We start from the raw sequence: 17110 nt of genomic DNA on the forward strand, positions 1-17110 counted from the left end.
GTTTGGCAGCTTCTTCGTTTCTACGAATCTGTATTCTGGGATATCTTTCTTATCTACTGTTCCTGGTTCACTTGGATATTTCGGAATCTCGTTTCCTTCTTTATCTTTGAAGAATGTATTTACTTTTTCGTAGATGTGTTCTGTATCTCCGTTTGGCAGCTTCTTCGTTTCTACGAATCTGTACTCTGGAATATCTTTCTTATCTACTGTGCCCGGCTCACTTGGATATTTCGGAATCTCATTACCTTCTTTATCTTTGAAGAATGTATTCACTTTTTCGTAAACATGCTCTACATCTCCATTTGGCAGTTTCTTCGTTTCTACGAATCTGTACTCTGGAATGTCTTTCTTATCTACTGTGCCTGGCTCACTTGGATAGTTCGGAATCTCATTGCCTTCTTTATCTTTGAAGAATGTACTTACTTTTTCGTAGACGTGTTCTGTATCTCCATTTGGCAGTTTCTTCGTTTCTACGAAGCGGTAACCTGGGATATCTTTCTTAGGTTGTTCGCCATCTTCTCTTGGATAATTTGGAATAGATACTTCTTTACCATTTGGATCAACTGTCACATAAGACGTTGTAATCTTCGTATAGTTGATTGGTGTATCTTGACTAGGATCAGTTGGTAATGTTGGTGGCACATAACCTTTAGTTGGATCTTCTGGATCAACTGGTTTCAACGGATTTCCATCTTTATCTCTTGGAATGTAACCTGGAACATAAGGAATTACAATATCTTCTGTTGGTACACCCGGTTTAGTTGGATCACCGTTTGGATCATTTGGATAATCAATACGTGGAGGATTTGTTTGTCCTGGCACGTTTGGAATCCAGGCTCCAAGTTTCTTATAGACAACTTTTTGAATGATATCTTTGTCTTCAGCCTTAACAGTTTGATCCTTGGTAGATGCCTCAATATCTCCACTTACTGCAATATAACCTTTAACAAATGGAAGTTTATTACCAGAAAGAACATCAGTTGTAGCTTCTTTCCATTCGCCGTAAGTAACTTCACCTGTCACCAAGTTTACCTTAGCATCACGAGTAAATTTAACTGATGAAGTCACAGAAGTAGTAACCTCTTTACCATCTCCATCAACATAAGTAATTGTACGAGTTACTTCTTCTGAAGTTGTCAATTCCTTAACGCTTTCAGGCCATACTGGTGAATTTGGATCCTCTGGATCAATTGGTTGACCTGGAACTGGCGTCACATCACTTGGAATAACTGGAACAAGGCGTGGTTGAACAGTAACAACAAATTTTTGAATAGCTTTTGTATCATTATCAAATGATTGCTTGCTGCCATCAGTTTTTGTAAACTCATCAGCCACAAGTTCGTAGCCAAGTTTTTTCAGTGCGTTGATACGTTCTACAGTTGAGTAGTTCATTTCAGAACCAGAATCACCTTGAAGGATATCCACTTCACCAAGAATTGTTCCGTTAGTATCTTTGTAAGTTACAGTTGCAACTTGTGTATCAGACTTCACTGTATAAACAGTTGGTGTATACTTAGCTTTCGCTACAGTGCCATTAGTATCCTTACGTACAATAGTTACTCCTGTTGCAGTTCCAACGAAATCTTTATTTGGTGTGAAGGTTACCTTACCTGTTGCATCAACAGTATACGTTCCTTCGTTTGGAACTGTTCTACTTGTTGTACCATCTTCAAATGTAGCAGGAACAGTATTGTCCATTGGTACATCTTTATGACCAGGTACAAATGTTGGTGTACCAGATTGAGGAGTGTTCTTAGGACCTGTAGAACTTGTATCCACACCTGTTGGTCTAACTGGGGTTACAGTTGGAGTGTAACTTGACTCAACAGTTGTACCATTTGTAGGATCTGTTACAACTACTTTAGCTGAATCTGGTGTGCCAACGAAGTCTTTATTTGGCGTGAAGGTTACTGTACCAGTTGGATCGATTGTATATGTACCAACTGTCTTACCATCCTTAGTCGCTGGGATAGTTGTTTCCTCAGTTCCAACGAACTTAGCTGGATTATCTGTTGTTGGTTTCAACTCAGTTCCATCAGCATGTTTATATGTTGGAGTACCTGTCTGTGTCTTACCTTGGATATCAGTTGATGTAGCAGGTGTTGTAGTTGGTGCTACTGGTGTATAGATAACGTACACTGTACTATCAGTTGACTCATTTGTTACCTCAAGACTTGTAACAGTTTTCTTATCATAAGTATAATTAGCTACTTCTGGAGAAACTACTGCCTCAAGCGTTTGTGCTGCTGACCAGTCAGTGTATTCCACATTTCCTGTTACCAAGTTAATGCTTGCGCTACGTGTGAAGGTTACTGTTTGAACTTTATCAGCTGTTACTTCTTTACCATTCTCATCGTTGTAGCGGTACTTGATTGTACGAGTAACTGTCTTAGTTAACTCAAGATTTTCTGCAGTACTTGGCCATACAGGTGAGTTTGGATTTTCTGGATTCACGGGTTGTCCTGGAACAGGTTTCTCATCATTTGGAGTCACGGGTTCTACACGTTGTTTAACTATTACCGTAAAGTTTTGATTCACAGCTGTGTCGTTATCAAAAAGCTTATCAGCTGTCGTTGCTACAATGAAACCATCTTCTACTAACGTATAGCCAGCTTTTTCAAGAGCTGCAATTGCTTTTTCACGATTAACAAAGTCGATAGTTCCTTTATAAACACCCTCTACTGTCTCAACAGCTGCTTCTGGAATTTTAGCTGAATCTATAGCAACTTCTGCACCAGTTGTCACATCATAGTAAGAAATAGTTGCTGTTTGAACATTCTTTCTATAAGTATATGTCACAGTAGTTTGCTCATTTGTAACCTTACCTGAAATCTTCTTAGTACCTTCATCAACCTGACCGTTTGTTGTTTCCACTTTAACAAGAGTATAACCAGGAATTTCTTTTGGTTCAGTTGTAAACGGAGTCGTCACTTTTTCGTTATTTACTGGAGTTGTTGAAGGAGAGATAACGTTACCTTCTTCATCCTTATACTCAACAATGACTGTTCCATCTTCAGCAACAACAGTTGGAGTGTAATTAGTTGTTACAGTAGTACCGTTGATATCTGCAATTTGTACACGTACTGGTGTAGCTTTGCCTGTAAATTCTTCAGTTGGTTGGAATGTAATGACATTAGTTGTTTTATCAAGAGTGTAAGTCCCTTCACCATCAACCGTAACTGTAGTTACAGCATTACCGTTCGCATCAAGAAGTGTCAAAGCACTCTTATCAAGAGCTACTGATTTTGGTTGACCATCTTCACCTAATACTTCAGATGTTTCTCCTTTGGCGAAGTTCAAAGTTGTCGCATCTGTATCAGGAGTATCAAAAATAATTTGTGATGTTTGCGCTTGACCTTGCTTACCAGCTGTCGCTGATTCTTTAGCTGTTGGGACTACAGGAACTACTGTTGGAGTATAAGTAGCTGTACCAGTGATTTCTGTTGATTCACCTTTTTCATTAGTAATAGTTGCTGATGCTTGAACTGTTACTAATGCTGGTGTTCCTGTATAAGTTGCAACTGGTTTGAATGTTACTTTGCCTGTTGTTGAATCAATTGTATATGTTCCAACATTTTCAACAGTCACTGAAGTTGCAGTCGTTGGATTTCCAGTAGTTGGATCTACAAGTTTGTAATTTGACACTGGAGCACTATCATCTGATGATGAGAATAGTGGTGTTTCTGACTGCTGTTCACCTTGGATATTCTTAGATGTTACATTTTCACCAGTAATCGTGATTGGTGTTACAGTTGGTTTATAAGTAGCTGTTGCTGTCTCACCATTTGAATCTGTTGCTTGAACAGTTACTCCTGTCCCTTCTCCAGTAAATGTTGGAACTGGTACGAAGGTTACAACACCTGTTGTTGGATCAATTGTGTATGTTCCTTCATTTGCGATTGTAACACTAGTAGTTGGTTGTAGAGTTGTGGGATCAAGCAACTGACGTTTCGCAATTGTTACTGATGAATCTGATGTTTCAAATTCTGGTGTTCCAGTTTGTGTTTTGCCTTGAACGTCTGTAGATGTTGCATTTTCAGCTGTCATAGTGACATCTGTTACAGTTGGTGTGTAAGTAGTCGTTACAGTAGTACCATTTGCATCTGCAATACGTACACTAACTGGTTTTGTAACAGTTCCTGTGAATGTTGCGACTGGTTGGAAAGTAATAACATTTGTCGCTGTATCCAGTGTATAAGTTCCCTCATTTGCAACTGTTACAGATGTTACAGCAACACCGTCTGCATTAAGAAGAGTTACTGATGCTGTATTAAGATCAACAGATTTTGTTGTATTTGCATCAATAGCAACTGTTCCTTTAGCAAAGTTTACAGTTGTATCATCTGTGTCTGCTACGTCAAACTTAATAGCAGAAGTTTGTACTTTCCCTTGAGGTCCAGTTGTTTGAGACGCTACTGCGGTTGGTTTTACTGGAACTACTGTTGGTGTGTAAGTAGCTGTTGCAGTTGCAGTAATATTAGCATTGTTAGTATCTGTACCTAGAATTGCAGTTAGTTTGACAGTTACTGGAGTAGCTGTCCCTGTGAATGTTGCAAGTGGTTTAAAGGTTACAACACCTGTTGTTGGGTCAATTGTATAAGTTCCCTCATTTGCAACTGTTAAAGTCTCAACTAGACTACCGTCAGTTGCAACCAACTTAGCTGGTGATGTTGCACTTGGTGAAATAGTTGAACCGTCACCTACAGAAGTAAAGGTTGGTGTTCCCGTTTGAGTAGCTCCTTGGATATCAGATGATGTAGCATCGTGACCTTCAATTGTGTCTGTTACTGTAATGTGGTAAGTAGTTGTAGCTGTTGATGAGCCAGCCCCATGATCCACACCAGATTCAGTTCCACCTATTGTAGCATCTGTTGTGTAATTACCATTACTATCAATAACATCAACTGTTACTGTATAGACTCCCACTTCATTCAGTGTATAACCACTAGCAAGATTGTAGTTGTTTGCATCTTGTTTAGTGTCATAAACCTTCTGAACTCCTGAAGGAGATGTTACTGTAATACGAGTAATGTAAGTTGTTTTTCCGTACTTAGTATCTTCTGTATCAGAAATTGTCACTGCAGCTTTTGCTTCATTACGGAGATCTACCGCAGTTCCTTTAGTAGAAGTATAATCTTTAGAGCTTGCTATTGGTTTTGTATTAACTACAGTTGCAACATCCGAATTTGTTGCAATCGTACCGCTAATAACACCACCAAATCCTGATTTAGTAAGCACTTCCCAAGAATTGTCACCCAATTTGGTAGCAGTCACTTCTGTACCATCTGATGAAGACCAGGTATTGGAATGTTTATCATAAGTGATTGTTACTGACATTCCATCACCTGCTTGACTAGTATTATGAGAAGCATATACAGTGAGTGGGCGAGTTGGTGTATCAACACTTGTTACTTTACCATTTATATCTAGCTGACGAGTATACTCATAGATGTAGAATTTCATTGCTCCATCTTGTTGCGCTTCAGTATACACTTCGCGTTTTGTCCACGTTGTAGTTCCATCACCATTTGGTGTCTTTACTTCAGCATAATCAGCTGGAAGTTCCCAATGACCAGATGTACTATTTAATTTTGCGATGTGTTTTTGACCGTCAGTTCCAGTTAATTCAACTTGTTCACGTAAGAAAGTTCCCTTAACGTTTTCAGACGATGCTTCAACAGTAATGTTATCCACACCAACTTTTGCTGTCGCTTCTGATGTGACGGGAATGTTAAAGACTGTACTAGAATCTACGGCACCTAGTTCTTGATTTTCAGTAACAGCTGTATTGGTTGAGCCACTATCTACAAGCCACTTACCGTTAACCGCTTTTAGATTTGTTACAGTTCCATCTGGCATCGTTACTTTCGCACTTGTTGCACCCTTAGATATTTTAACTGGTACTGAAGTTGAGTAAGTTTCAACGTTTTGAACCTCAACTTTGGGTTTCACCACAACTGTGAGAGAAGCATGTGCCTCTTGACCTGATTGGTTCCAAACATTATTATTAGCCAGTTTATCGTAATCTTTAGCAAATACAGAGACTGTATATATCCCTGCCTCAGTAAGCTTGCCACCAATAACTCCTTTACCCATATTTGTTTGATTGGCAGCTTGCTCTTCGGAAGTACTATTTGAAACTGTGTAGCTAGTACCTGGAATTAATACTTTTGAATCATCTAATGCAGTTCCTGTAGTATTGTATCCTGAAATTCCTGTTACACTGCGTGAAAAATTTTTACGTACTGTAATTACTTTTTCTTCAGCAGTTGTATAACTATAGTTTCCAGCGTTATTTCCTGGTATAACACCAGCTCCCGAAGCATCATTAAATCGAATATTGATATTGGCATCATCACCTACTGTACGTTTGTATGTTGCAGAATCGGATTTTATTTTAGGAGGCGTGGTATCTTGCCATCCTACCCAACCAGCACGTAAATTCTGAAGTCGAAAAGTTACTGAACGACCGTCAGTATGGGTTGCAGTTACATCAAAACGTAAATCATATACCCCGTTTTCAATATTGGCAGAGACCACCCCTTGAATAGTATCTGTAGCCTCATCATATGCTAAACCAGGAACAAGGTTGGTTGGTGTTACAGAAGTAAGACTCCATCCAGCTTGCTTAGCAGCCTCTGTAACAGCAATACGATCTTTTAATCCTTTAATATATACGCGATCAATTCCTTGTTCATATCCATATCTGTAAATTTCAGTAGCTAGGTATTCATACCCACCGTTAGCTGAATAAATTGCAGTTGCTGCATTTGAGATATTTGAACCATCAGCACGAAGTTTATTTCTCCAAAGTGGAGCTTCTTCAGCTAATTTCTTAGCCGCCTCAGGTGTTAAAGGATAGTCAACACGACCTGTATTGTTATGCCCTCTTGTCCCACCTTGTTCAGTATGCATCCCATTTCCTGCATTTGTTTCATCACCATCACGTTGGTTAGAATACACAACTACTTCTAGGCCTGAAGTATCAGTTCCAGCCCCTTTGGTTAGTGTAATTTCTTGGTGTGGAATTGTATATGTATCTGATCCTGTATGGATTGTTGCATTTATTTCTGAAGCATGAGTAGTACTTGTAGATCTTTCAGCATAAAAATCTTGTGCTGCCAACGCTACAGCAAATTTCCCATCACGACCAATTCCTGCTTTTTTCAGTTCACTATAAACCGCAAGGATAGACTCATTCAAGCGTGAAAGTTGAGCATCCACTTGTTCCTTTGTGACACTCTTATCAGCTAAAAGTACTTTTGATTCGTTAAGTATAGCTTGGTTCTTGGCTACCGCCGCTTCAATTGCTGCTCGATTCTCTTCTGCTACTTCCTTCTTACGGAGTTCTGTAACCGCAAGTGTATTGGTTACATCTGCTTCTGATGAAACTTTATCGAGTTCTGATTTAGCTTCTGAAAGAGCTTTTTCTGTTGGTGTAGCGTTTCTTTCTGCTTCTTCTTTTGCTACCTTATCTTTATCAGCCTGTTCTTTCTCTAATCCAAGTTTATTTGATTCAGTTACAACTGTTTTCAATGAAGCAAGAATATCTTTTTGAATATTTACCTCTTCTTGCTTGGCAGTTTCATTTGCCAAAACAGCTTTCGCAGTAGCTAAAGCTTCACGAACATTGGCTACAACTGAGGCATCCGCATACTTAGCATTTGATAATGCAGTCTCTAAATTTGAAATACTAGTCTCAAGAAGCGACTTATTTACTTTAACTTCTTCTTTCTTAGGTGTTTCAGTTGTCTTTTCAGCCAACTGGATATTACTTCCTCCTAATTCTGGGGAAGGATTTTCTACTTTTTGAATATTTTCTTTGGAATCTGAAACTGGATTTTGTTCAGTCGCTGAAACCGCTCCATTTCCCAAAAACATCAAACCAGCCGCAATCGCTACCGATGCCGCACCAAAACTATACTTACGAATACCGTAACGTATATACTTTTCTGTTCTAAAATCTTGTTGTTTGCCCTTCATTAGACTTAGAACCTCCTTTATGCATGTTTTTTAATATTGAATTGAAATATACAGACAAATAAAAAGCCCCCCCCCTCGAATTTTTTAGTAATATTAAGAGGTTATCATTTTAAAAAAGGTTGCCCAATAATTATCAATATCACTTAATATTGTATCATGCCACTATTATTAATTCAAGTTTAATGCCTATATATATTTCGTAACTTCTCAAAGTAACTTCCATCTCTCTCCCAAAACTGGAAGTTACTCTCAGACGACGAATTATGCTAGAATTAAGTCTGAGACTTTTCGGTTTTTAAACAATAAGGTCAATGTACTAGGATACGAAACTCTATTCTGAACAACTGGTAGTATGTTTCTAGCACAAATTCAATTTTATAAGAAAAGGAAGTAAATATTTTCACGAAAAGCGCATATTATCAAGATTTTGAATATAGTGGATTGAACCTAAAATAGTGCGCTACGGATTCTAAAACATTTCTAGAAATTAATTTGACTTTCCTAAGCTCTCTGTTCATGTCTTATTTCAATCCACTATACCTAATAATATTTCCTTTCGTTTCCAGAGCTTTCTATAGAAAAAAACGCCACATGGGCGTTTTCCTATTCTTATGGTTTGATACGATGCAACATACGTGGGAATGGGATAGCTTCACGGATGTGTTTTGTTCCTGCTGCGAAGGTTACCATACGCTCGATACCGATACCAAATCCACCGTGTGGAACTGTACCGTATTTACGAAGGTCAAGGTAGAATTCATACTCTGTACGGTCCATGCCAAGTTCATCCATCTTAGCTACAAGAGCATCGTAGTCTTCCTCACGCATAGAACCACCGATGATTTCTCCGTAACCTTCTGGAGCAAGCAAGTCTGCACAAAGCACGCGCTCTGGATTCCCAGGAACTGGTTTCATGTAGAAGGCCTTGATGGCTGCTGGATAGTTCATGACAAATGTTGGCACACCAAAGTGGTTTGAGATCCACGTTTCGTGTGGCGAACCAAAGTCATCACCATGCTCAAGATGCTCATAGTCAGCATCTTCATCATTTTCATGCTCTTGCAAGAGGTCAATGGCTTGATCGTAAGTGATACGTTTGAATGGCTCTGCAATGTAGCGTTTCAAGAGTTCTGTATCACGTTCCAATGTTTCCAAGGCTTGAGGCGCACGGTCAAGAACACCTTGAAGAAGAGCTTTTACATAAGCCTCTTGCAAGTCAAGTGACTCATCATGTGTCAAGTATGAGTACTCTGCGTCCATCATCCAGAACTCAGTCAAGTGACGGCGCGTTTTTGATTTTTCAGCACGGAATACTGGACCAAAGTCAAAGACACGACCAAGAGCCATCGCACCTGCTTCTAGGTAAAGCTGACCTGATTGGCTCAAGTAGGCTGGCGTTCCGAAGTAGTCTGTTTCAAAGAGTTCTGTTGAATCTTCTGCCGCGTTTCCTGAAAGGATTGGGCTATCAAACTTCATGAAACCGTTCTTGTCGAAGAACTCATAAGTTGCGTAGATGATAGCGTTACGAATTTGCATCACCGCTACTTGCTTACGAGAACGGAGCCACAAGTGACGGTTGTCCATCAAGAAGTCTGTTCCGTGTTCTTTTGGTGTGATTGGGTAGTCTTGAGATTCACCGATCACTTCGATGTCTGTAATGTCCAACTCATAGCCAAACTTAGAACGTTCGTCTTCTTTAATAATACCTGTCACATAAACAGAAGTTTCTTGGCTCAAGCGTTTGATGACATCAAACTTCTCAAGCCCCACTTCTTCACCAAATTTTTCGACAAAGTTTGGTTTAAAGGCCACACCTTGGAAGAAGGCTGTTCCATCACGCAATTGCAAGAAGGCGATTTTTCCTTTTCCAGATTTGTTGGCAACCCAAGCACCAATCGTCACTTCTTGACCAACATAGTCTTTTACATCGATAATCGTTACACGTTTTGTCATTATTTTTCCTTTTCTTTTTCTTTTATTTTTCCATAAATGCTTTCAAGCGTTTAACTGCTTCTTTAAGCGTGTCTAGGTCTGTCGCATAGCTGAGGCGTACATTTTCTGGTGCTCCGAATCCTGCTCCTGTTACCAAGGCAACTTCAGCTTCTTCTAGGATAGCAGTTGTAAAGTCTGTCACATCCGTATAGCCTTTCATCTCCATGGCCTTTTTGACATTTGGGAAAAGATAGAAGGCCCCTTGCGGTTTGACCACTTCAAATCCAGGCACCTCAGCAAGAAGGGGATAGATGGTGTTTAGTCGTTCCTCAAAAGCCTGACGCATGTTTTCTACAGTATCTTGCTCACCTGATAGAGCCTCAACTGCTGCATACTGAGCTACTGCTGACGGATTGGAGGTTGTTTGACCTGCAATCTTAGACATGGCAGCGATAATGTCTGCTTGACCGACGGCATAGCCAATCCGCCAACCTGTCATAGCATAGGTTTTAGACACACCATTGATGACCACTGTTTGCTTGCGAATCGCTTCTGATAGGCTAGAAATCGGTGTGAACTCATGACCATTATAGACCAAGCGACCATAAATATCGTCTGCTAGGATGAGAATGTCATTTTCTACAGCCCAGTTTCCGATTGCCAAGAGTTCCTCACGGGTGTAAATCATACCTGTCGGATTAGATGGTGAATTCAGCACCAAAACCTTGGTCTTGTCAGTGCGAGCCGCTTCTAACTGCTCTACAGTCACCTTAAAATGATTGTCTTCCTTAGCAGGAACAAAGACAGGAATCCCTTCAGCCATCTTGACCTGATCTCCATAGCTAACCCAGTATGGGGTTGGGATGATGACTTCATCACCTGGATTGACCACTGCCATAAAGAAGGTATAGAGAGAATATTTGGCTCCTGCAGCGACTGTCACTTGATTTGGCGCCACAGAATAGCCGTAAAAGCGCTCAAAGTAGCTATTGACCGCTGCCTTTAGCTCTGGCAGACCTGAGGTCACTGTATAAAAAGAAGCACGCCCATCTCGAATCGATGCAATGGCGGCATCTTGGATATTTTTGGGAGTAGTGAAATCTGGCTCACCCAAGGTTAGAGACAGGATATCTCTTCCCTCAGCCTTCAGCGCTTTGGCACGGGCTCCAGCAGCCAAGGTCACACTTTCTTCCATTTCTAAAACACGGTTGGATAGTTTCATAGGCCCTCCTTATTGACCAATGCTCCTGTTTCAAAATCTACTAGATAAAAATCAGAGCCTGACTTAACTTCCCAAATTGGCTTATCTTGATAACGGCCAAAGGTAATCTTGTCAATCTCGCCAGCTCCTTTTTCCTTAGAAACAGCTTCTGCTTTTTCTTGTGAAACACCCTGATTTAGCTGATAAACGTAAATCTTATGGTCATCTTTTCCAATCAGGACAGCAAGTGATTCTTGTTTTTTATTACGACCAAGAACGCTGTAATAGGATTCTAAGCCATTGTATAAGTCAACCTGATCAGTCTGCTCTAATCCTGCATACTGCTGAGCTAATTTTTCTCCTTCACTTTTAGCTGTTTGATAAGGTTTCATACTCAGAAACACTAGATACAGAAAGGAAGCACTGATAACCACAAACAAAATCGTCATCCCTAGACCATACTGCCACAGTAGATTATTTTTTGCTTTGTTTTGTCTTTTTTTCACTCGTCTATTTTACCATCTATTAAGCTTTATTACAAGTGAATGCAAGAACAAACCTATATTATTTCTTCCTTAAAACAAAACAGATTTTTCTTGTTTAAAACCGAGCAAGAAAAGTAAAGATACAGCGAAATCAAGATATTAAAAAACCTGAGCTTGACACTCAAGTTTTCGTAATTTTTTTGATCTATGGAATCATTTTATCATCTATTCTTTTAGCCATTTTTCCTAAAAATACAGGCAGTAGAAGGCTAATCATGACTAAAAATAATCCTAGATAAAGAAATGTTACTACAAAGCCTAAATGATCAATCAACCAGCCTGTCAGTGGGAAAAACACAATCATACTCAAGCTAAACATCATAGAGTAGACACTCAGCATGGTTGCCCTTACTTCACTTGGGAGCCGCTCTTGCAAATCATTGTCAAAAATCGGCTGAAAAAGAGCATATAGAGCATTACTAATCAAATAAATCAAAATATAGATTAGAGGTGTCCCAAAGTAGGACAGCAGGTAGGTAACTCCAGTCAGCAGGACAAGGACAGGGAAAAGCTTCAAGGCGGCATATTTCTTTCCAATCTTACTCGCTAAATAGACTGCGACGATATTCAAGAGACTACCAAGTAGCATAACTGCTGAAATTTGCCAACCACTTAAATCTGGTAACTGATTTTGATAGTAAAAGTAAAACATGCACATGAGTGTTCCGACAATCTGAGACAAAATCATCCAGTTGAATAGCATGGGATTTCGCTTCAACTCATCCTTAACAGTCCAAATAATCTGTTTCATGGTCACACTATCAGCTTTTTCTAGCTTGACACTGGGTTCTTTCAGCATCCAAATCAGGAAAATAACTATGATAGAAGTCGCAATCATGATATAGTAGGTCAGGTGCAATTGACCATGGACAAAAAATCCCGCCAACACTGTCCCCAAAGACCGAGTTCCTTCTGCTACTCCTGACATAAAACTTGAAATAGATAAGTAACGCTCCTTTAGTCCAGCCTCTACAGCCGAGTCATAGACCATTGCTGCGCTTGTGCCTGAATCAAAATTATAAGACAAGGCACTTACCGCCATCGCTAAGGCATAAATCCAAAAATTTCCCTGCCCAGCCAACATAAGAATAGAAGACACAATCCCTGCTATACGACTTAAATAAAGGTTGGTCTTATAGGAATAGCGGTCAGCTAACATACCAGATGGAATTTCACAGAGAAGACTGGTCGCATGAAAGATACTCTCCAGAAGTCCAATCTGCCAAAGAGACATGCCGTTTTGACTGAGAAAGAGAATCCAAAAACTGGTAATCCCTAAAAATGCAAAAAACTCAACTCCGGCCATCAGGCCAATATTTTTCCGATAATTTCTTATTAACATCTTTTCTCCTTAACAAGTGTATTATTATTTCTTTTGTCCGTCACTTGTTAATCTGTGCTTTACATGATCTCCACCCCTTTTTAGAAGCATTCTTCAATGCCATTATTGTTCCTTTAATGATTTATGAAGTGATACCGGAAAATAGCTGTTATGCGGTTTCTATTGCGAGTTTTCTTATTTATTTTAGCACTTATGTCATCATATTACAAGAGAATGTTAGAATACTCTTCGAAAATCAAATGCATTCCAGTAGCAAGTGACTAGAATTTCTACAATTTTATAGTTTTAATTATCTTTGAGCAAATTTCTTGCAAGTCCTTTTGCTTTGTTGTAATATATTTTATAACAACGAGAGAGTTCTCGAAAATTTAAGAAAAAGGAGACACATCATGTCTAAAAAAGTATTATTTATCGTCGGATCACTACGTCAAGGTTCTTTTAACCACCAAATGGCTCTCGAAGCTGAGAAAGCACTTGCTGGTATAGCGGAAGTTAGCTATCTTGATTATTCAACTATTCCTCTCTTCAGCCAAGATTTGGAAGTTCCAACTCATCCAGCTGTAGCGGCTGCTCGTGAAGCGGTTCTCGCTGCGGATGCCATCTGGATCTTCTCGCCAGTCTACAACTTCTCTATCCCTGGAACAGTGAAAAACTTGCTTGACTGGCTATCTCGTGCCCTTGATTTGTCTGATACACGTGGCGCTTCTGCCCTTCAAGACAAGTTTGTCACCGTATCATCTGTAGCTAATGCCGGTCACGATCAACTCTTCGCTATTTACAAAGACCTCTTGCCATTTATCCGTACACAAGTAGTTGGTGATTTCACTGCTGCACGTGTTAATGACTCTGCTTGGGCAGACGGAAAATTGGTTCTTGAAGAAACAGTCCTAAACTCACTTGAGAAACAAGCTCAAGACTTGGTTGCAGCAGTTCAGTAAAAAATAGAAAATTTTCAAGTCTAAATCAATTATCGCCACCTAATAGGGTGGCATTTTTAGACTCAATCAAGATTTTCAGACAAACATCACCCATCCCAAAAAACCTTGAGCCTTACCACTCAAGGTTTTTAGCAGTCTTTTCCATCATAGGAAAATCATTCTAAGAATATTCTTTCATCCGAGATCTATCACTTATCATCTTCTTTCGAGAAATTAGTGACTGCTTTTGGCTGATTAATCTTCTTTTCTTCGACCTACATATAGACTCAATAGAATACCGCTACCTAGAAGAACAGAGATATAATCAGATTGGCTTCCAGTTTCTGGTAATTTGTCCCCATGGTTTTCTTTAACTGTAGTTGGTACTACTGGGTTAGCATTTACTGGAGTTGCTGGTTGAGCCGGTGTTGGTACTACTGATTGTTCTGGAACCGCTGGTACTGGTTTAACCGGTACTTCTGGTGTTGGAACAACTGGAGTTGGTTGTACTGGCACTTCTGGTGTCGGTACATTTGGTGTTGGCTGCACTGGCACAGGTTTAACCGGTACTTCTGGTGTTGGTTGTGCTGGTACTGTTGGAATATCTAATTCTGGTACTTCAACAACTTCAGGCATACCTGGTACTCCACCGTTGAATTCTGGTAATTCATGAACTGGTGGTTCTGGCATTGCAAATGTTGGTCCTTCTGGCACATTTGGTATTGGAGGAACTGGTTTTTCATTTGATGGTGTTACTGGTTTGTCTTGGCATCCACATTTACCATCTTTGCCATCTTTAATAACTGTTTTTGTCACAGTCCCGTCAGAATTGATGATTGTGATTGTATGACTACCATCACCATTATCTTCAACAGAAACTTTTGGTGATTTACCATCTTTACCGTCTTTAATCACCATTTCTGTTTTGCTTCCATCAGGATTAATGATTGTAACAATGTGAGTTCCATCGTTATTATTTTTAACAGTTACAGTTGGTGAAACTCCATCTTTACCGTCTTTACCATCTTTGATAATAGATTTGTATTCACGGCCATCAGAATCAACGATTGTCAATGTGTGAGTTCCGTCTCCGTTATCAACGATGTTCGCTTTTGGTGATTTACCATCAAAGATTGTAGTTGTCGTTTCTTTACCATCAGCTCCTGTCACCTTAATAGTGTGTGAACCATTGTTGTTATCAATCACTTCAAGTTTTGGTGCTTTACCATCACGAACTGTAGTTGTTGTAGTTGTACCGTCTGAGTTCACAACTGTGATCGTGTGAGTGCCATCTCCGTTAGCCACAACCTTAGCAGTTGGTGATTTACCGTCACGAACTGTTGTTTCAGAAACAGTACCATTACCGTTTTCTACACGAATTGTGTAAGTACCATCATGGTTATCAGTAACAGTGGCTACTGGTGATTTACCATCTTTAACAATGGTTTCAGTAGTTGTTCCATCTCCATTTAAAACTGAAATCTTATGAGTTCCATTTTGTTCATCAGTTATCGTAACTTTTGGTGATTTACCATCATGAACTGTGGTTTCAGTTGTCACACCTTCTGGATTTGTAATAACGATTGTATGACTTCCGTCTCCATTATCACGAACAGATGCGGTTGGAGTACGTCCGTCAACACCGTCACGTCCATTCTTAACAACAAACTCATTCTTAGTTCCGTCTGGGTTAGTGATTGTTACTGTGTGGCTTCCATCTAGGTTTTCTGTTGTAGTTGCTGTTGCAGCTTTACCATCTTTACCATCTTTGATGATAGTGTTGGTAACATTGCCGTCTCCATCTGTAACTTTAACAGTGTGAGTTCCATCGTTGTTATCAGTTACTTCAACTTTTGGAGTCTTACCGTCTTTACCATTCTTAACAACAGTTTCTTTAGTTGTTCCGTCTGGATTTGTTACAGTGATTGTGTGGCTTCCATCTGGATTTTCTGTTGTAGTGATATTGGCAGTTTTACCGTCTTTACCATCTTTAACTTTAGTTGTTGATTCAGAACCATCAGGGTTTCTAACAGTAATAGAGTGTGTTCCATCTCCATTGTCCGTTACAGTAACAACTGGTGATTTACCATCTGCCCCATTATCACCTTTTTCACCTTTTAGTCCATCAAGAACTGTTGCAAGTGGTTTTGTATCATCTAATGGTTGACCTGGATTTGCCGGATCTTCTACAAAAATCTTAGTTTCATTACCTTCTTTTTTAGCAACTAATGATTTACCATCTTTACCATTTTTGACATTAACAGTAATCGGATCTTTTCCTGGTGTTGTAATTGTAATGTCAGTACTATGTCCATCTGCACCTGGCTTAGCTGTAACTTCTGGACTGTCTCCTTTAGCACCTTGTGGTCCTCTTATATTACCTGTCTTATTCCAAGTTCCATTGTTTTTCTTATATACATCACCCGTATTGCTATCGATATAAGTATCACCATTTTTACCATCATTTGGAGTTGGTGCAATATTTCCACTTAAAAGTTCAGCACCATTACGTCCGTCTCTACCACGATTACCATCAACACCATCATTTCCATCTAAAACATCACGTTCACTCAGTAAATCATCAACACCTGGATCGTAGACATTATTGCCATTATTATCATAATAAGCTGTAACATGTGTTCCTGTTGAAGGATGTTCGTTGGAAATTGGTTGGTTGATTTCATTAGCAGTTCCCTCTTCAGGATTATTTCCACTACTTCTAGGTACTCTAGCTCTTCTAAATGAATCTATTCCGTGATTAAATGGTTTCAAATCGATTTTTGGTGCACGCCCATCATGTCCATCTAAACCATCTCTTACTGTGAATGTTACTGGTTCTTTTCCTGGTGTTGTAATGGTTACAAGAGTACTGTGACCATCTGCACCACGCTGAGTTATTACTGTAGGAGTTTGTCCATCATGACCTGCTACTCCTGCTTCACCTTTTTCTCCATCTTGAACAAATACTTTTGTTGGTTGTGAACCATCGTGATTATCGACAGTAATCTCTACTCCTTTATGCCCTTCCTCATCTTTACGGATAGCTGTTACCGTTGGTGATTTTCCATCTACACCATCTTTAATGACTGCAAGAGGTTTTTCTGGGTTCAATGGTTGTCCTGGATGAGTTGGATCTTCTTGATAAACTTTTGTTTCTTTACCTTCTTTTACAGTAATTAATGATTTACCA

At 39.5% G+C, this 17110-nt stretch carries 7 protein-coding genes; 1 reads left to right on the forward strand and 6 read right to left on the reverse strand.

All coding sequences use genetic code 11. The features are described from left to right. The 5 genes from HMPREF1048_RS12490 to HMPREF1048_RS10610 form a co-directional block, all read right to left on the reverse strand. Positions 1 to 7983: mucin-binding protein (locus HMPREF1048_RS12490; RefSeq protein ID WP_004249192.1), on the reverse strand; the 7983-nt coding region annotated here is incomplete at its 3' end. Positions 7984 to 8592: 609 nt separating this feature from the next. Beyond that, on the reverse strand, positions 8593 to 9936 hold the full coding sequence (asnS, locus tag HMPREF1048_RS10595) for an asparagine--tRNA ligase (RefSeq protein ID WP_000167145.1): 1344 nt from the start codon (positions 9934 to 9936) through the stop codon (positions 8593 to 8595). A gap of 22 nt (positions 9937 to 9958) precedes the next feature. Beyond that, positions 9959 to 11137 (reverse strand): pyridoxal phosphate-dependent aminotransferase, encoded by a 1179-nt coding sequence (locus HMPREF1048_RS10600; protein WP_000777772.1) that lies wholly within the window; start codon positions 11135 to 11137, stop codon positions 9959 to 9961. Further along, entirely contained in the window at positions 11134 to 11622 is a 489-nt protein-coding gene (locus HMPREF1048_RS10605; RefSeq protein WP_000747246.1) for a cell wall elongation regulator TseB-like domain-containing protein, read from the reverse strand. The genes HMPREF1048_RS10600 and HMPREF1048_RS10605 overlap by 4 nt, the downstream gene beginning before the upstream one ends. Positions 11623 to 11806: 184 nt before the next feature. Further along, a complete protein-coding gene (locus tag HMPREF1048_RS10610) occupies positions 11807 to 13003 on the reverse strand; it encodes an MFS transporter (protein ID WP_000908492.1) in 1197 nt (398 codons plus the stop codon). Positions 13004 to 13392: 389 nt separating this feature from the next. On the opposite strand from HMPREF1048_RS10610, the gene HMPREF1048_RS10615 reads away from it, so the two are divergent. Continuing rightward, positions 13393 to 13941: an NADPH-dependent FMN reductase gene (locus tag HMPREF1048_RS10615; RefSeq protein ID WP_000039600.1), complete on the forward strand. Its 549-nt coding sequence runs from the start codon at positions 13393 to 13395 to the stop codon at positions 13939 to 13941. A 234-nt stretch (positions 13942 to 14175) separates the two neighbouring features. Here HMPREF1048_RS10615 and HMPREF1048_RS10620 read toward each other — a convergent pair. After that, positions 14176 to 17110, reverse strand: a 2935-nt coding sequence (locus tag HMPREF1048_RS10620) for a collagen-flanked surface repeat-containing protein (RefSeq protein ID WP_000452738.1), incomplete at its 5' end; no start/stop codon positions are given.

It is taken from the genome of Streptococcus mitis SK575 (assembly GCF_000257865.1).
Taxonomy (GTDB): Bacteria; Bacillota; Bacilli; order Lactobacillales; family Streptococcaceae; genus Streptococcus; species Streptococcus mitis_CQ.